Here is a 16816-nt window from a genome sequence, read left to right on the forward strand (position 1 = left end):
CTGTTCGATTGCTGAACGGCTCCTTTTTAAATATTTGATGTTTTGTTTTCTATTGACTACTACTAGCTAAAACTTCAACGATTGATCCAATAAAAAGCTCCTGGAAATACTATTGTTTCTCTTATTTTTTCAGGATCTTTAAGTGTCACCCCAAATGGTCCCTCACTTAAATGACCAAGTGCCATCGCAGTTGCAGCATCTTTTTCATAAAAATCTAAACGAATATTCGGAAAGCGCAAGGACATATACTGTGAATGTTGCTCAGGCTCTGGTAATTGCAATACCTCCTGCCATAATTTCACTGTAGCTCGCACATCCTTTACATAAAATTGCACCGATTCCATTGTGATCGATTGTTTTGGATGGATTGCCCCACTTGCCTGTAATTGTGCAAAACGGTCCTCATCATCAGCAGCCCACTCGATTAAAAAAGGAAAATCAATTGCCTGCTCTGACTTCCCAAAATGCAATAGCTTCCATTCTATGACGGAGCCATCTGGTCTTGTTCGACTGCAAGCATCAGGACCATACACCTCAAAACCAAGTGCACGCAAACGTTGTCCTTCTTCTTCAATATTTTTTGTACGTAATGCAATTCGTGAAAATCCATAATGCTCCTGCGCCCGCTTAAACGTATAGTGTAGGGAATAAGGCAATTCCGCTGCATTTTCAAATAAATGACGATCATAAATTGCTATTTGCTCAATATAGTTTAATCCAAAGTAGCTTAGCGCATTATATGTCCCCCACATTGTGTGTTGACCGCCGTTAACTGTATGGATATTACGTTTGTTTAAAAAAACCTTTGCATTGTCTGGTGATTGAACTTGATGAACTAGATGGTCAAAATATAAAGTCATGACTACCCCCCTTTTTTCTCCCACCATTATATACTTTACCTGTTAGTTTTGTTGGTTTAAAATAAAATTAAGAATATTCAATTTGTTAAGAAGTTGCTATATTTTATGCTAACTATTTCAAGATGCTCAGCAAGGAAGTTACTATTTGCTGATCATCAAAGAAAAAAGTTTTTCATTTAGGTAAATCGATGTTATATTCACATAAAATAACAAGAGGTGATTAGAATGACAGACAAAGTAGCTGCTTTTAAACTAGCATTGGGTAATTATCCAACAGGCGTTACGGTTGTCACAGCTTGTAATGACGCTGATGAACCTATTGGCTTAACTGTCAATTCCTTTGCGTCAGTTTCCATAGATCCACTGCTTATTTTATGGTCGCTCGATAAAAAATCACAGCTTCATCCATATTTTACAGCAGCTAAAAAGTTCGCTGTGAATATTTTAGCGAGCAATCAAGAACATTTATGTACACTATTTTCAAGTAAAATCCCAGATCGTTTTGCTCAGGCAAAGTGGTCAACTTCCGTTCATGGTCTACCGGTTTTACACGATACTGTAGCCACTTTACAATGCACAACCTTTCAACAAATCGATGCAGGAGACCATACGATATTTATTGGGCAGGTCCTAGCCATTGATCATGCACAAAAGGAGCCCCTACTCTATCATCGTAGACATATTGGGGAAATCCCTAAAAGTTTTTATAGCTAAGATACTATCTCATAAGCAATTAGAATTGACTACATGTAAAAACAGGATGGTTCATCGTAATCCTCCTGTTTTTTTGTATCATAAACAATTGCTGAAGATTGAGCCATATGATGAAACGCTATTAATGTCGATATCTTAAAGAAGAATGTTCAATTTTAACGGAGATACTGCACAGCAGGACCTCTACAATAATCCAGCACCTCTGGCTAACTTCCAAAAAAAGCCACAAATAAGCAAAGAAAATAATCCCTGCTTTCTTTGTGGCCTTCAAATATCTAGCAAACTGACATCCTATTATTTACTTTTTCTGTGGAAATCTCTGCTTTTCAAGTCTGTTAATCTGAACAATGACACCGTCTTGAATCGTAATGTTCACTTCTCCATATTCTAAATTCTGAATGGCCTTTGCAATTGCCTCTAGCTTTTTGTCATCGATCTTTGCCTGTTGAGTCATCCGATACACCCCTTCTTTTTACATACTTTTTGTACATAAGAGGCCAACGCATCAAATTGATTTATAGCCCCCTTATCTCTCAGATAGCCCTGTTGGATTTGGCACCTACACTATTGGTTGCCGAGGCTTCATTGGGCCAAGTCCCTCCACCTCTCTCGATAAGAGTATTATGTTTCTTGGAAATAATTCTATAATTCAGAAAACCTATTGTCAATATAAATATTACAATTCCTAGTCGAATACTTTGTAATTAAGTAAAAAGGATTATTTAAAGTTCGAATATTTTAGTTAAGACGTTTATTTTCCTTGAAGCTTACTATACACAAGTTATTTTATTCCGTATTAAAAGGCAGTATTACTCCCACCATTCACTTATTACAGAATGAAATGCATTTTCAGAAAACCTAACGCATACAACTTCTTTTTAAATATTCACTAAATAATTTAAACAAAACAAAAAAACTGTGCAGATCATTTTCTCTACACAGTTTTCACTTTACGTATTTTGTAAAAAATCTATTAATGCTTTCGCTGTTTGTTGCTTGCCCACTACCTTTGTTGGTTCGCCTTTAGCTGGTACAATCCAATGTGGCTCATCTCCACCATATAATGACTGCGAGCTATTTGCTACCATAAACTGAGCGTTAGCCGATTCCATCCGTAGACGTGCGCGAGACAGTAAAAATTCCTCATCATCTGTTGCCTCGAGTTTAAAGCCCACTAAAGTAACATTCGGTTGCCACTCTTTTATCTGACCTAATACTTTAGGTGCCTTTTTAAAGTGAATGATAGGTGGCTCGTCAGATGGCATTTTACCTGCTTCCTCCATTAAATTTCCGGATTGGTCATATACTTTATCAATGAGCCAATCTGAGCCAGCTGCCGCCATAATAACGATATCCACCTGTTCTTCCTGAACAGCCTGTCGAACTTTCTCGCCTAAATCCTCTATACCTTCAAATCGAATGGTACGCATTTTATCTTTGTTTGTCGGAAGTTGTGCGAAATAACCATGCATATACAAGACGTTAGCTTCAGCCGCTAGTGCCGCCTCAGCTAAATAACAGCCCATCGACCCTTTTGATAAATTCGTATGCCCTCGCACACGGTCCCATTTTTCAAGCGTTCCCCCACTTGTAATGAGTACGGTCTTACCTCGTAATGTCCCCATACACTCACCTTTTTTCTAAAAAATATACAAATACTATTTTAACTTAAGGATATGTTAAGCTTCAATGTTGTTTTTATAGGGCATATTGCTCTTCTCTATAAGTTAGCTCAAAATTTTTGGATCATCACCATAACGTGTAGTTGATTTCCGTTCCGACTGGGTACAACTTTCGGTGATGAGCTAAAATTATTCCATATTTTGTTCTTTCAACCAGGTTTTTAATATTTCCGCAAATTTTTTGGTCACGGGTGATGCCTGGTGTTTCATTGCTATTCCAATTGTACGATAACCACCTTGTTTTAAAGGAATGGCTTTTATCGTAGTAGGCAAGTTATTCGTAACTAATTTCGGTAAAATACTAATGCCAAGCTGGTGAGAAATCATCGAAATTATCCCTACCTCTTCTGATAGTTCGAAACGAATATTTGGCTTTACGTGATATTGCTCTAAAAGTACTTTTACATCATTTGTCCCTTTATAAGAAGTCATGATAAATGGCATGTCTTCTAATTCCACTATATCAATTTCTGTTTTATCATAAAGTAGACTTTTATCGGAGACAATACACAACAATGGATCCTGCTGGAGTTCGATATATTGAAATTGCCCAGACTTTTGACCATTTAAAAATCCAGCATCAACCTCCCCACTCAGTAGCCATTGTTCAATTTCATAATAGTCTCCCTCTCGCATTTCGACTTGTATGCCAGGAAATTGATTGTCCATAATACGAACAATTTCAGGCATCCAGTTTGAGGAAATACTTGAGATGACGCCAATTCGCACTTTTCCACGAGTAACACCAAGTATATGTGCAGCTTCCTGTTGTAGTAATTCCTCTGCATCAAGGACATGTCTCATTGCTCTTAACATGGTATCCCCTTCGCTCGTTAACGTGACACCCGCGCGGCTTCTATGAATGAGCGCAAAGCCGAACTCCTTTTCTAAACTTGAAACAGCATGACTTACAGCGGATTGAGTTAAACCTAAAGCATCTGCTGCTTTTGTAAAGCTTGCTACCTCAGCCACTTTATTCAAAATCTCATATTTCACTAAACTCATTGCCTGTCCCTCTATATACATGAATTTTTTTAATACTAATCATTATAAACATTCGTTTTACTAATCACAATACAAGATATATAGTAATTTTTAGAATGAAAACTGTTTTAGTACACAGATTGTAGGTGGGCACAATGGGGATCCAGGGAAAAGCAAATTTATTGATGGTTATTGTGACAATGTTTTGGGGATTATCTTATACCTTTATGGTAATGGGACTTGAAACAATGGCAGTTTATAATGTGGTGGCGTTGCGTTGTATCATCGCATTTTTGGCAGCAGGTATTATCTTTTATAAACGAATAATTAAGGTCGATGCAAAAACATTAAAATATGCAGCTATTCAAGGGTTACTATTATTCATTGTGTTCGCTCTTAGCTTAATCGGACTAGAAACAACTTCGGTATCCAACGCTGGATTTATTTTAAGTTTAACAGTTGTCTTAGTACCTATTTTTAGCAGTTTTATTGAAAAAAAATTACCTTCAAAAGCAGTTAGTTTTGCGATCATTTGCACAATGATTGGCATTACAATTTTAACTACTCATGGCTCAGTTTCCTTTCAAAAAGGGGATATTGTAGTAGCCATCGCAGCACTATGTTATTCAATTTACTTATTATTAAATAGTACATTTACAAAAAACGTAGAATCAATCTCCTATGGTATTTACCAGCTTGGTTTTGCAGGACTTTATGCACTTATCTTAACATTCATTTTTGAAACACCAACACTTCCAAGTACCTCGACTGCATGGATTGCCATTATAGGGCTAGGTGTCATTTGTAGTGCATTTTGCTTCGTAGGACAAACTGTTGCACAACAGTATACTTCTGCTACACATACAGGACTTATTTTTTCTTTAGAGCCGATTTTTGCAGCGATGTTTGCAATGATGTTTATCGGCGAAGGAATAACGATAAAATTATTAATTGGTGGTAGTTTTATTCTGATTGGTAACCTTGTTGCGCAATTAGAGCATCTTCATGTTTTACGCTTTATTAAAAAACAAGAACATGAGAAAGCTATTCATTAATATTGAATCCACACAATACAAAAAACCGAGTGATGCATGTACATTCACTCGGTTTTTTGTATTGTGTGGATATCTTCAAATTTGTTCTGCCTCATTCATACATACGCTCCTCGTAATATTCAGGAGTTTCTACATTATAAAGAGTAGATTCTGGTACAGTTAGACGAGGACTAAGCGGATCATGACGATAATGATTATCTTTCTAAATAGTTGATGTCATCATAGACTCAGTTAAGTCCCACACTCAGTAAATAATACAACAGCACCTAGTTCTACGAGTTGAGCATAGTATGCTGTTTGTCCCTCAGTAAGATCAAATCTCTTTAATCCTTCTGTTACAGCTGATTCACCAGTAAACCATGATTTAAATTGATCCACCCAATTCCCTACCTCATGTGTTTTAACGTCAGTATCCCATTTTACATCCTCTAATTTGCTTGGATCCTTTGCAATAATGTGAATGTCCTCTATTTGAAATGCTTTTAATCGCATACTTTCTAAAATATGAAGCATTTCTTCCCTAGTATGGGCCACTTCAATTTGTGAGTTTTGTTCATTCATCATGTTCAATTCCTCCTAATTTATATGGCTTACTAGGTATTTACCCTATTTTTCAAGAAAAAAACATTTTGCTACCTATTCACGTCTTGTTACAATGGTTTGGCGTTTTTATTAAATGAAAAAAGAGGCAATGGGCACTTACTTATAAGTTATGCATTGCCTCTTTTACTATTTACCTTTTGGTTATTAGCCACCTAGGAATGCTTTTAACATCCAAGTATGCTTTTCAAGGGACTGAAACATGGCATTAAGTAAATCCTCTGTTCGGTCGTCTCCTTCTTCAGCCGCTAGCTCCATTGTTGAGTTTAAAGCTTTCATTAGCTTTTGGAAATCCGAAATGGTTGTAACTACCATTTCCTCGGTTGTCTCATTTCCTGTCGCTTCCTCAACATATGATAGTTCAAGATGCTCTTTTAAAGTTGCTACAGGCCTGCCATCTTTCGAAAGAATGCGCTCTGCTATTTCATCTAGATTTAATGTTGTTTCATTATATAATTCTTCAAATTTTGCATGTAGTGTAAAGAAGGCGTTACCTGTTACATACCAATGATAATTGTGCAATTTTGTATAAAGTACCGAGCATGTAGCGACAAGTTTATTCAATTGTTTGTTTAAGTTTTGCGTCATTATTTCTCCTCCAATTATGTCACTTGTTCTATCCCTTAGTATGTGTAACAATGCATGTTGGCTATACGCACAGTTTTTTCATTAACAGGATTTAAGCTCCTTACGAATTTCTTGTACTTTTGCTACTGGAAGCTTTGCAACTTCAGCAATCCACTCATCTTCAGCACCCTTTTCAATCAAACCAATAATTATTTGTTTAATGCCTTGTTCGATGCCTTGTTCGATACCTTGTTCGATACCTTGCTTAAAGCATTCCTGTCTCTCTAATTCTAAAACACCAGCAAGTGTTGGTGGTAAATCCTCTTTATATAGATTCAAAATTTCTTCCTCCCCACTAATCTCATCTTTAATATCTTTTACAAGCTGCTCTGACATAGATTTTGGTAGTTTCAATAAGTAATCAATAAAGTAAAGAAGTGCTCTTATTTCTGTTCGTTCAATATTATTTAATAACCACACTTCTCTTAGGAGAGCCCTTTTATATGCAGTACGCAAGCTCATTTTATTTTTAGTACGATTCAAATAAATAGAAGCTAGTAACGCTTTACTAAACAGCTTAGGTGATTTTTTCAATGCTTCTTCATCAAAATCTGACACAGCAAACTGAATCAATTATGCCTCGGCATAATTGCGTCCGGAATCGGCTTTGTGCACAAAGAACTCCTTTCCGATTCCGTGACATCCGCCGGAGGCTTTAACTTCTTTCAGCAAATGTTTGAACATTCGCTGAAAGAAGTTGAAAGTGTACTTTATTTCCGTACCGTACTATTTATCATGGTACTGGTTCGTGCTTTTAGTACTCTTATTGGTGAAAATTGCAATAGCAACAACCTTCTTACCATACCGATCACTTATACGATAGAAGTACTCAAACATGCGCTTCGCAAAATGCACTTCATCTATAGCTTGTACTTCCGTATGAACGAAGATCCATTGCTCTTTTCCATCTTTGAGATGGACCTTCGCTATTTGATCGGCTATTTTGCGTCCTTGACGATACTCAATAATTTCTTTGAAAAGCTCCTGCTGTAAAAATTCCACTCGCTTAGAAAAATCCACTTCTGCATGTAACTCTGGCAAAAAGAACAACAAAAAATCTTCAAACAAATCCGCAATTATTTTTTTCTATAGATTATCTTGATTCAACTGGCTAACCTTATACACGTCCGGTTTTTCCAAAACTAATTGCATGATCATTTCATTCCCCCTTTATCTTAAAACCATTATAGCTAACACGAACATAAGTTTCTACAATCTTATTGTTTTTTATTTAAGAATATTAAAACTATTCTCTATAATTATTTCACTTTCCGAAATAGTTTCGTTATAATGGAGACAGTTACATTAAAAGGGGTGTTAATTGATGGAGGTTTTACCATTACGAAAAGATGTACCAGTAGAAGAAACTTGGGATTTAAAGGGTTTACTTGAAAATGATGCGGATTTTGAGCCTGCTTTAGCTCAGCTTGTAGAGGATGCACTAAACTTTGAACGCAAGTATCAAGGTACAATTACAGATGCCCAACAGGTGATTGCTGTATTAACAGCTTCTGAAGCATTACAAGAAAGCATTGTTCCTATTGGCGCTTATGCAAACTTAAATATTCAAGCAGATCGTACGGATGACGTAGCCCAAATGCGTTCTGCAAAATTCAGTACCGCAGTCGGAAAAATTAGTAGTGCACTATCATTTGTACGCAGTGAATTACTAGCATTAGATGAAGTGATTTTACAAGAAGCTGCGAAGTCTAGCCCTATTTACAAGATTTACTTAGAAGAATTGTTAAAGCAAAAGCCTCATCAGCTACATCCAGAAGTGGAAAAAGCATTAGCTTCATTCAGTTCAACTTTTAAGGCACCATATGAAACGTATAATACGGCAAAGCTAGTTGATATGCATTTTGGACAATTTGAGGCAAATGGTGAAAAGCATCCACTAAGCTTTGTATTATACGAAAATAACTGGGAGTTTGAGGCTAATACAAATGTACGCCGCGCTGCATTTGAGGCATTTTCCAGTAAATTACGCGATTATCAGCACACAACTGCCAAAATCTATAACACACATATCCAACAAGAAAAAACAATGGCTGATTTACGAGGCTTTGACTCTGTCATTGACTATTTACTGTTTGATCAGGATGTTGATCGATCGCTATATAATCGTCAAATAAATCTTATTACAAAAGAGCTTGCCCCTCATATGCGCCGTTACGCAAAGCTTATTCAACAAGCGAATGGCATCGAGAAAATGACATTTGCTGACTTAAAGATAGCACTTGATCCAGATTACGATCCTAAAATAACAATGGCTGAAGCAAAGAGTTATGTAGAAAAAGCGTTAGCAGTTATGGGTGAAGAATACAAGAACTTAATGGAGAAGGCTTTTAACGAGCGTTGGATTGATTATGCACCAAACAAAGGAAAATCTACGGGCGCATTCTGTTCGAGTCCATATGGCAGTCATCCATATATTTTAATGTCATGGAATGAACGTATGAATGAGGTATTCACTCTGATCCACGAGTTAGGACACGCAGGTCATTTTGCGAATGCGCATGCACATCAATCTTATTTTAACAGTCGTCCTTCGTTATACTTTATTGAGGCACCATCCACAATGAATGAAATGCTACTAGCAAATTATTTATTAACTCATAACGATGACCTTCGTTTCAAACGCTGGGTTATTTCTAATATTGTGTCCAAAACGTATTATCATAACTTCGTGACACACTTACTAGAAGCAGCCTATCAACGAAAAGTATATGAATTAATTGACGCTGGTGAAGCTGTTAATGCTACAGTTTTAAATCAATTAAAACGTTCTGTCCTTGAAGATTTCTGGGGCGATACTGTCGATATTTCTGAAGGTGCAGAGCTTACTTGGATGCGTCAACCACACTATTATATGGGCTTATACCCTTACACATATAGTGCAGGCTTAACGATTTCTACACAAGTATCTCAGCGTATACTAAAGGAAGGCAGTACAGCGGTAGATGAATGGTTAGCTGTCCTCCAAGCTGGTGGCACGAAATCACCTGTAGAGCTAGCTCAAATGGCAGGTGTTGATATTACAACAGAGCAGCCGCTTCGAGATACGATTTCTTATATCGGTCACCTCGTTGATGAGCTTGAACGATTAACAATGGGAATTGAAGCTATTAAAGGATAAGCAACCCTACTCTGCTTAATCGAGTAGGAGGGAGTGACTAACTCCCGACCTCTCCAACCACCGTACGTACGGATCCGTATACGGCGGTTCAATTAAGATGAATAACGCAAGATTTCATAACGAGCTTGCAGACTTTTGAGCCCTTGGTTACTCCAATAAGAGTTACCAAGGGTTCTGTGTAATATTGGACTTTTCGAAATACGCCAGTAACTCTTGCGAGTATTGCCCCATTCGTAAGCCTTCCAGTCTGGAACTCCTAAGCGAATAAGGTTGCGCACTTTCGTACGAGGCTTCTTCCAATTCTTCCATAAACACATGCGAAGTCTTCTTCTAATCCATCCATCCAGTGATTCAAATATTGATTTCGTATCCGCTAATGAAAAGTAGCCACACCACCCAATTAAGTATTGATTCAATTGTTGAATTCGGTACTCCATTGGAAATGGCTTCTTTCTAGCTGTTAATTCCCGAATTTTGTTCTTCATTCGCTTTATGCTCTCTTTCGCAATTCGAACTTGTGGTTCTTTGCGGGAGGTAAAGCTAAATCCTAGGAATTTACGTTGCCAAGGACGAGCCACTGCGGATTTCTTCTCATTTATTTTCAATCGCAGCGTCTTCTCAATAAAGGTTTTGATACTTGCCATCACTCGTTCTCCTGCTCGTTTTGTTTTCACATAAATATTGCAGTCATCGGCGTAACGGACAAATTTATGACCACGTTTCTCTAATTCTTTGTCTAATTCATCCAGCACAATGTTTGAGAGAAGTGGACTCAGTGGACCCCCTTGGGGTGTTCCTTCATCTGTATCATAAACGACACCATTTATCATGACACCCGATTGCAAGTATCTACGAATCAGCTTGAGTAGAGGTTTATCAGAAATTTTCTTCGCTAATGTACTCATTAGACGGTCATGGTTTACTTTGTCGAAGAATTTCTCTAAGTCCATATCTACTACCCAGCGATATCCTTCTTTTATATAGCCTTTGGCTTCTCGGATTGCATCGTGAGCACTTCGTTTTGGTCGAAATCCGTAACTATGATTCGAGAAGTTCGGGTCGTATAGGTTGGATAGCACTTGGGCAATTGCCTGTTGAATGAGTCGGTCTGTCACGGTTGGGATTCCTAATAGTCGCACACCGCCGTCAGGTTTCGGGATTTCGATTCTGCGAACTGGTTGTGGTTGGTAGGTTCCCTCAAGAATTTGCTTCTTAATCGTTAGCCAGTTTTCGACTACATGCTGTCGTAGGAATTTTACGGGCATTTTGTCTACTCCATGACTCCCTTTGTTTCGTTCCACCCGTTTGAGTGCGAGAAGCAGATTCTCTCGTGATAAAATTTGATTCATTAACATCTCGTTCGACTCCTCCGTGAATAGCTTGTCTTCTTATAACAGTTTCTACTGCACCCGCTCAATGTCCCTCATGGGATTCACCATTACCTCCATTAAGTCGGTCCTTCTGGATTTTCTGTGTTTATCATAGAAAACTGCATGCCAAGGGCTATTCTCTCCGAATTGTTCGGTCCTTTCCATTCATTCTAGAAGTGAATGGTACTATGACCTCTGCTGACTTCTGATGGTTCAGCTACCTATCGCTAAGTAGGTTACAAAGTGTACTTTGCGTTTCCATCAGACCTCCCCGGGTAAGCGTATGCACTTTCACACCATCTATCCGCCTCATTTACTCGATATGACCTTCGACAGAAAGGACTTTGTGTTGTTGTGCACACTCATCCAATCATACCTAGCCTTATATGAGATTTGTGTTCCTCGGACCGGTGTTTTGCCTCCAGCTTCCTTCAGATTCCGCGTCGCCACGGACACCCTTGCTCTTGGCTAACCTCTACTTCTGTCTTCGAGGTTCGGGACTTGCACCCTATAGTTCATACGCATGCCGGGCGCACACAAGAACCATCCAACGCTTTAAGGCGTAGATGGTTTCTTTTTTTAGTTCTAAGTTAGAAAATATGTACATATACTATAATCAGGGCGTCCATCTACCTTTTTTAGATATTTCTAAATAGACTATCATTTTTCTTCGTACTAATGTACCGTTATTATTAAGTGTAAGCAAATTATTTAGCAAAATTCGACTAACAATTTTCAAAGGAAGTGTTTCTAATTATGGTAAAACGTAATGATCCATGCCCATGCGGTAGCGGCAAAAAATATAAAAAATGTTGTGAAGGTAAACAGCAGGTTACAGTAGAAACTGTAGCAATCGAAGAATTAGAGCGTGTACTACAAACATTTTACTTAGAATATCCTGAACGCAAAGATGTTCGTGCCTATATCGAACATGTAGGCACATGGCAGCCAAAATTAGAAAGCGTACTACAAAGAGAGCTAATTGAGGCAATCGCGTTAGACGACTTCTTCTTCCATCAAGAGCCATCTATTTGGAAAGGTTACTTAAAGAAAACGAAGAAAAAAGCGGTAAGACCTTCTACGTTAAAAGTACTAGAAGGCTGGTCACAACCAAACTTATTTATTGGTTCTGTGTCAGTTGTAGAAGAAAAATATTTCAAGGCTATACATGTGTTAACAAATGAAGAAATTTATATTCGTCGAGAAAATGACAAGCCAATTCCTGAAGGCATGCATGTTTTTGCATTCATTTTACCAGATGGTACAAAAAAATCAGAGTATTATTTAGCTGTTTCAACGCTGATTTTCTTCCCAGAAGATCATGCAAAAGTATTTGAGCAATTCAAGAAAAATTTTGAGGCTTCTGACAAGAAGGTTGAAGCGTTCTTAAAAGAAGATCATTTATCCTTCTGGGAATTACTTGTTTCAAATGGTTATAAAGGCGAGGAATTCACTAACTTTGAAAGCAATGTACTTACACAAGTTAAAGATTTCCTTGAGCAAAATGATCGTGAAACAGCTCCTATGTTAGAGCTTTTAGAGGACTATTTAATTGAAGGACAACCAGCTGCGCGTAAAGAGGCTGCCATTGCTGCTGGTGCGATTCGATATGGTCAGGAAAAAGAGTTATTCGAGTCGCTATCAATGACAGTAAAAGAAATCGCAGCAACGTTTGATATTTCAGCTTCCTCTCTGACAAAATATTATCAAGACTTAAGTCACTATGTTGCAACTAAATAATGCATAAAAATAAAAAGACGCCGTACACCTTTTTTCTTAAAGTGTACGGCTCTTTGTGTATAAATAGAAAAAAGCTACTTTTGTAATAAGTAAGGACCTATCAACAAAGTAGCTTTTTCTATGGTAACCAACCAATTCCATTATTTCCGAACATATTGTTATTTATGCATTGTATTTAGTAAATATGATTATTTTTTATGCAAAAATAAAACTTTTATCACTATTATTTTAACGTACTCAATTTAGTACTTATGATTACTTTGTCAAAGCCTTTAAAATTCGCAGACATTACCTACTGTAAACCTTTAGAAGCTCTTCCCCTAGAAACTGTAGTCTCTCCCCTACTGAGCAAGCTTCAATACAGAAACGATGAGCTCCAGGCTTACCACGCTCTTTTCGTAATTGCTTTATCACTAGGCAATCAGCGCAATACGTATCATGCAGTTCATCAATATCTTTCATAACCGTCACTTTATCCATTTTGAGCTCTTGCTCCTTTCACGTCCAAATTTCACTTCTTACTATTATGAAGTGAACGTTTTGATCAAGCAACTATTTTGTTTTTGTTGATCTTCATCTCATTAAGATATTGTGTAAAAGCACTATTGATGTACAATTAAAGTAAAATCTAAATTAAAAAGTAGGGATTTTATGTTAGAAGTAAACATAGATGCTGCCAGTGCAGGAAATCCAGGCCCTAGTGGTATTGGAATATTTATTAAAGGAGAAGGTCAACATATACAAATCAGTGAGTATATAGGGCAAGCCAATAACCATATTGCTGAGTTTACTGCCTTAGTACGTGGCCTTGAAGAAGCACAAAAACTCGGTTCAAACATTGTCTCAGTACGTTCTGATTCAAAAATCGTTGTAGCCTCTATGGAAAAAGAATATGTCAAAAATGAGGAATTTAAACCTTATCTTGAGCAGGCACTTACACTTGCACGCAGCTTCGATTTATTTTTCATCAAATGGGTTCCAGATACGCAAAATAAAGCTGCAGATGCACTTGCACGAAACGCAATTCAAAAAGAAAAAAAATAAACCACATTATGAGGACTGTCCCTTGCCTACATCCATCAAGTGTCAGTCCCTTCAATTCGTTCAGGTACTTACTATCCCCCAATATGTTATTTTTTACTCTTTTTTTATTAGGCTCTGTTTAATTAAGGTGTTGATATTCGACTATTACTAACATTCATTCTAAGATCTAGGGTGCAGAACGAACTAGCGCGTTAGAGCATGCCGTTTCCGAAGAATTTCTATCTCATCAAGGTTGGATTCCAGATACTCAGGGGAGAGTTAAAATGAAGGGCATGCAACTTTTAAGGCTGAATACGTGACAGATTTATGCGGATTTACAACGCTAAGCAATTTAAGTGCCCAAACGAGGGTTTGAGCACAATTTAATTACAATTTATGTCTATATTGAAAAAGGGAGGTGTCATTATGTGGTTAATATTAGGTCTTATTGCTATAGTAGCAACTTTTATAAATCTTTATATGTATACAACAGGTAAAGATTATAAACTTGCGATGGCAATGGGGTTATCATTTACAGCATTGACACTCTGTGCAGAACATAGCCTTGTATCTAATTGGATAAAAGGTGAAGATTGGTCGGCTTTAAGGGAAGTACCTAATATGAATAAGGCGTTTTGGTTTCTGACAATTGTTTCTATCTTACTAAATATAGCACCTATACTTTTAGAACTAAAAAATAAAAAATAATTACTTATTGTTGTTCATTTGGATTTACAACGTTAAGAGCAAAATGTCCCCAAATCTCGCTTTGGGAAGGTTACACTTCAACTAACGCAGCAGGTTAGTTGAACAAGCAGGTGTCTTTGGAAAATAAAGTTGTAGACTGAGAAAATATAGCACTAGACTGGGAACGGCATTAAGCTAACGGGCAGGATTGCAAAAAATAAGGCGAAATCCTCTTTTACATCATGTATCAATAATTAGTAAAATTGGCATATGAATATAGAAGGGAGCAAGCTGAATGATTGACATACAGTATATAAACGATCTTGAGGCAGAGATGGATGTAATGAAGCTTGTAGGTAATTATAATGAAATAAAATCAATCCTGCAGCAGTACCCTCAGGAACAGTGGTCATATGAAATGATTTTAGCATTTGCAAGGGCATTGAATTATCTGCAAGATTATTCTAACCAGACCAATCCATTTGAGCAAGCATACAGGCTGCTGCAAACTGTTTCTGATAAGGGAATTACGGACGCTGAATGGCATTTAATAATGGCTTCTGTTAGTTTTAATCTACAACTTTACGCTGAGGCCGTAAAACATGCTGAACAAGCAAATACGATCACAGCTGGCTGTGCTGATGATATGCTTGCGCTGTACTCACAATATGACTAGTAGAACGCTTCTGATAACGTTCATGTTCAACTATCGCTCCAACCCATGTTTCCATCGAGAAGGAAACCGAATTAAGAGAGATACCTAATATTTTTTTACTTGGTCGAGAACGTTGTGAACCATAGGTATCGTTATTGCTCCGCAATCGGCAGTATTTTGTTACGCTAACGGTTGCTTTAGTGCAACAAGGACTTATAAGCTATACAAAACAATACTAATAAACGTTCCCAAATCAAGCTTGGTAACATTTCAAACAGCGACAAACACCGATTTAATAGTGTTTGTCGCTGATTTTTATAGAAAATAACACTCTGAGACGCTGCGAAAAATAATTTTAAAGAAGACTGTTCGATCCACTTGTTCTGAATGGCAGTAACATATAAATAGAATCTCAATGAAATGTTACCAAAGGACGCTTTCGGTGCGTTTTTTATTCAACTAACGGTGCAGGTTAGTGTTATGATTATGTATTTATTTCACAATTTATGGAGTTTATAAAATAAATTCGAGGGGGTGAGTTTATGAAGAAGACGATGGTTATTTTATTATTTGCACTAATTATTTTAGGAGGTTGTTCTAACGGCGATTCTAATGTTACTAGGGAAGTAACTTTTTCTGGAGAGGCAGATTACTGGAGAGCTACAATAGTTAAAGAAGATTTAGATGGGACAGATTTCACCTTGAGTATTAAATACAAAGGTGATTTAGAAGATTTAAAATATGTACATCAAATAAGTTACAGTTATAAATACGGTACAGAAGAACGAAGACGTTCTGAAAATAGACCAGATGGGTTATCTTCAAAAAAGGCTATCGTATATGAAGATAATGAAAGTACAAACGCTGATTACATTAATGAACAAACAGTTATCCCGTTTAAAATTGAGTGGAACGATAAGGTAGAAGAATTTGAGTTAAAATTTAAGTAAATGAAATAGTATTTAACTTTTAATATGTGAGTTTCTTCTTCAACTCCCATGAAAGAATTTAATCATCTTTCATTTTCTGTGGTGAAGTGCTGATTTTTGCACTTCATGGATGGCTAACGGGTGCGATTGTTCAATTAGAGCAGTCGCTTCTTGTGCTAACGGTGCAGGTTAGTTGTGCGAAATGTTCCTAGCTCAAATGGAGAATGGTCACATTACTCTGGTAAAGCTAGGCAGTTCCTTTCGGAATTGAAGGGTTATATCGAAGAATCAAATGAAGAGGTAACGCTCGGAAGGGTTCTCTCTTAGTCGAATAGCACTTGATTTAGTAAGAATGAAAGTGTTATAAGCTCGGCGAAAAGGCGTGAGAATTTACCGTAACAGTTCGGCTGACGAAAGCCTACCCGCGGGGGTGGTGTAAATCATGGTGCTTGAGTTGAATGAATATGGTGAGAATGCGAATGAACCTAAAAGAAAAGGTTAAGCTGACAAACTTCTGAATGTACGGGCCTATAACTGCGATACATAGAAATGTGTATGTCACCAAATTGTGAGGTTAGATGTGGGTGAGTAAGACTAGCTAATATGAAAATCCATGATACGTTACAGGCGTATGAATGCTAACAGGCTTACAGGAAGCACCTAATTTCATTCTATAATAGATATAATTCAACATTGTAAGCTGATAACGTGGAGGGCTTACTCTCTTTGAAGCGTTGCGAAGGAAAATAAT

18 protein-coding genes and 1 riboswitch are annotated in these 16816 nt (G+C 37.3%); of the genes, 8 read left to right on the forward strand and 10 right to left on the reverse strand.

The annotated features are described in order from the left end of the window. Positions 1 to 74: 74 nt before the first annotated feature. Complete coding sequence (locus ACB089_RS16275; RefSeq protein WP_374967337.1) at positions 75 to 860, reverse strand: VOC family protein; 786 nt, start codon at positions 858 to 860, stop codon at positions 75 to 77. 225 nt (positions 861 to 1085) lie between these two features. Between ACB089_RS16275 and ACB089_RS16280 the strand changes: the two genes are divergently transcribed. Beyond that, positions 1086 to 1574 carry a flavin reductase family protein gene (locus tag ACB089_RS16280; RefSeq protein ID WP_374967338.1) on the forward strand — a complete coding sequence of 163 codons (489 nt, stop codon included), beginning with the start codon at positions 1086 to 1088 and terminating at the stop codon, positions 1572 to 1574. A 298-nt stretch (positions 1575 to 1872) separates the two neighbouring features. On the opposite strand, the gene ACB089_RS16285 is transcribed toward ACB089_RS16280, so the two are convergent. From ACB089_RS16285 to ACB089_RS16295, 3 genes are all read right to left on the reverse strand, one after another. Further along, the gene (locus ACB089_RS16285) at positions 1873 to 2028 is read right to left on the reverse strand and encodes a YezD family protein (protein ID WP_083226859.1); all 156 of its coding nucleotides are present in this window, start codon (positions 2026 to 2028) and stop codon (positions 1873 to 1875) included. A gap of 69 nt (positions 2029 to 2097) precedes the next feature. After that, positions 2098 to 2193: riboswitch (SAM riboswitch) on the reverse strand. 331 nt (positions 2194 to 2524) lie between these two features. Continuing rightward, positions 2525 to 3199: a phosphopantothenoylcysteine decarboxylase gene (locus ACB089_RS16290; protein ID WP_374967339.1), complete on the reverse strand. Its 675-nt coding sequence runs from the start codon at positions 3197 to 3199 to the stop codon at positions 2525 to 2527. A 186-nt stretch (positions 3200 to 3385) separates the two neighbouring features. Beyond that, a complete protein-coding gene (locus ACB089_RS16295; protein ID WP_374967340.1) occupies positions 3386 to 4261 on the reverse strand; it encodes a LysR family transcriptional regulator in 876 nt (291 codons plus the stop codon). 134 nt (positions 4262 to 4395) lie between these two features. On the opposite strand from ACB089_RS16295, the gene ACB089_RS16300 reads away from it, so the two are divergent. Further along, entirely contained in the window at positions 4396 to 5295 is a 900-nt protein-coding gene (locus tag ACB089_RS16300; RefSeq protein WP_374967341.1) for a DMT family transporter, read from the forward strand. 231 nt (positions 5296 to 5526) lie between these two features. On the opposite strand, the gene ACB089_RS16305 is transcribed toward ACB089_RS16300, so the two are convergent. The 4 genes from ACB089_RS16305 to ACB089_RS16320 all read right to left on the reverse strand — a co-directional run bounded on the left by ACB089_RS16305 (position 5527) and on the right by ACB089_RS16320 (position 7572). Further along, complete coding sequence (locus ACB089_RS16305) at positions 5527 to 5859, reverse strand: general stress protein (RefSeq protein WP_374967342.1); 333 nt, start codon at positions 5857 to 5859, stop codon at positions 5527 to 5529. 183 nt (positions 5860 to 6042) lie between these two features. Beyond that, positions 6043 to 6483, reverse strand: a complete 441-nt coding sequence (locus ACB089_RS16310; RefSeq protein WP_068982679.1) for a Dps family protein — start codon at positions 6481 to 6483, stop codon at positions 6043 to 6045. Between the two features lie 81 nt (positions 6484 to 6564). After that, positions 6565 to 7095, reverse strand: coding sequence for a hypothetical protein (locus ACB089_RS16315; protein ID WP_374967343.1), 531 nt, complete (start codon positions 7093 to 7095; stop codon positions 6565 to 6567). A gap of 153 nt (positions 7096 to 7248) precedes the next feature. Continuing rightward, entirely contained in the window at positions 7249 to 7572 is a 324-nt protein-coding gene (locus ACB089_RS16320) for a hypothetical protein (protein WP_374967344.1), read from the reverse strand. Positions 7573 to 7846: 274 nt separating this feature from the next. On the opposite strand from ACB089_RS16320, the gene pepF reads away from it, so the two are divergent. Further along, complete coding sequence (gene pepF, locus ACB089_RS16325) at positions 7847 to 9661, forward strand: oligoendopeptidase F (protein ID WP_374967345.1); 1815 nt, start codon at positions 7847 to 7849, stop codon at positions 9659 to 9661. A gap of 92 nt (positions 9662 to 9753) precedes the next feature. Here the strand turns inward: pepF and ltrA are convergent, their stop codons facing one another. Further along, the gene (gene ltrA / locus ACB089_RS16330) at positions 9754 to 11016 is read right to left on the reverse strand and encodes a group II intron reverse transcriptase/maturase (RefSeq protein WP_374963429.1); all 1263 of its coding nucleotides are present in this window, start codon (positions 11014 to 11016) and stop codon (positions 9754 to 9756) included. 771 nt (positions 11017 to 11787) lie between these two features. On the opposite strand from ltrA, the gene ACB089_RS16335 reads away from it, so the two are divergent. After that, positions 11788 to 12771, forward strand: coding sequence for an SEC-C domain-containing protein (locus tag ACB089_RS16335; RefSeq protein WP_374967346.1), 984 nt, complete (start codon positions 11788 to 11790; stop codon positions 12769 to 12771). Between the two features lie 288 nt (positions 12772 to 13059). On the opposite strand, the gene ACB089_RS16340 is transcribed toward ACB089_RS16335, so the two are convergent. Next, positions 13060 to 13251: a zinc-finger domain-containing protein gene (locus tag ACB089_RS16340; RefSeq protein WP_068982684.1), complete on the reverse strand. Its 192-nt coding sequence runs from the start codon at positions 13249 to 13251 to the stop codon at positions 13060 to 13062. Positions 13252 to 13422: 171 nt separating this feature from the next. On the opposite strand from ACB089_RS16340, the gene ACB089_RS16345 reads away from it, so the two are divergent. The 4 genes from ACB089_RS16345 to ACB089_RS16360 all read left to right on the forward strand — a co-directional run bounded on the left by ACB089_RS16345 (position 13423) and on the right by ACB089_RS16360 (position 16086). Further along, complete coding sequence (locus tag ACB089_RS16345) at positions 13423 to 13815, forward strand: ribonuclease HI family protein (protein ID WP_374967347.1); 393 nt, start codon at positions 13423 to 13425, stop codon at positions 13813 to 13815. 405 nt (positions 13816 to 14220) lie between these two features. Beyond that, positions 14221 to 14502, forward strand: a complete 282-nt coding sequence (locus tag ACB089_RS16350; RefSeq protein ID WP_374967348.1) for a hypothetical protein — start codon at positions 14221 to 14223, stop codon at positions 14500 to 14502. Positions 14503 to 14776: 274 nt separating this feature from the next. Beyond that, entirely contained in the window at positions 14777 to 15157 is a 381-nt protein-coding gene (locus tag ACB089_RS16355) for a hypothetical protein (RefSeq protein ID WP_374967349.1), read from the forward strand. 521 nt (positions 15158 to 15678) lie between these two features. Continuing rightward, positions 15679 to 16086, forward strand: a complete 408-nt coding sequence (locus ACB089_RS16360; protein WP_374967350.1) for a hypothetical protein — start codon at positions 15679 to 15681, stop codon at positions 16084 to 16086. Positions 16087 to 16816: the final 730 nt, after the last annotated feature.

The organism is Lysinibacillus sp. RS10 (genome assembly GCF_041956855.1).
Classification (GTDB): Bacteria; Bacillota; Bacilli; order Bacillales_A; family Planococcaceae; genus Lysinibacillus; species Lysinibacillus xylanilyticus_A.

Bases quoted from the DNA above. Each gene is read 5' to 3' on its own strand.
- ACB089_RS16275 (WP_374967337.1), bottom strand. From the start codon at position 860: ATGACTTTATATTTTGACCATCTAGTTCATCAAGTTCAATCACCAGAC.
- ACB089_RS16280 (WP_374967338.1), top strand. From the start codon at position 1,086: ATGACAGACAAAGTAGCTGCTTTTAAACTAGCATTGGGTAATTATCCA.
- ACB089_RS16285 (WP_083226859.1), bottom strand. From the start codon at position 2,028: ATGACTCAACAGGCAAAGATCGATGACAAAAAGCTAGAGGCAATTGCA.
- ACB089_RS16290 (WP_374967339.1), bottom strand. From the start codon at position 3,199: ATGGGGACATTACGAGGTAAGACCGTACTCATTACAAGTGGGGGAACG.
- ACB089_RS16295 (WP_374967340.1), bottom strand. From the start codon at position 4,261: ATGAGTTTAGTGAAATATGAGATTTTGAATAAAGTGGCTGAGGTAGCA.
- ACB089_RS16300 (WP_374967341.1), top strand. From the start codon at position 4,396: ATGGGGATCCAGGGAAAAGCAAATTTATTGATGGTTATTGTGACAATG.
- ACB089_RS16305 (WP_374967342.1), bottom strand. From the start codon at position 5,859: ATGATGAATGAACAAAACTCACAAATTGAAGTGGCCCATACTAGGGAA.
- ACB089_RS16310 (WP_068982679.1), bottom strand. From the start codon at position 6,483: ATGACGCAAAACTTAAACAAACAATTGAATAAACTTGTCGCTACATGC.
- pepF (WP_374967345.1), top strand. From the start codon at position 7,847: ATGGAGGTTTTACCATTACGAAAAGATGTACCAGTAGAAGAAACTTGG.
- ltrA (WP_374963429.1), bottom strand. From the start codon at position 11,016: ATGTTAATGAATCAAATTTTATCACGAGAGAATCTGCTTCTCGCACTC.
- ACB089_RS16335 (WP_374967346.1), top strand. From the start codon at position 11,788: ATGGTAAAACGTAATGATCCATGCCCATGCGGTAGCGGCAAAAAATAT.
- ACB089_RS16340 (WP_068982684.1), bottom strand. From the start codon at position 13,251: ATGGATAAAGTGACGGTTATGAAAGATATTGATGAACTGCATGATACG.
- ACB089_RS16345 (WP_374967347.1), top strand. From the start codon at position 13,423: ATGTTAGAAGTAAACATAGATGCTGCCAGTGCAGGAAATCCAGGCCCT.
- ACB089_RS16350 (WP_374967348.1), top strand. From the start codon at position 14,221: ATGTGGTTAATATTAGGTCTTATTGCTATAGTAGCAACTTTTATAAAT.
- ACB089_RS16355 (WP_374967349.1), top strand. From the start codon at position 14,777: ATGATTGACATACAGTATATAAACGATCTTGAGGCAGAGATGGATGTA.
- ACB089_RS16360 (WP_374967350.1), top strand. From the start codon at position 15,679: ATGAAGAAGACGATGGTTATTTTATTATTTGCACTAATTATTTTAGGA.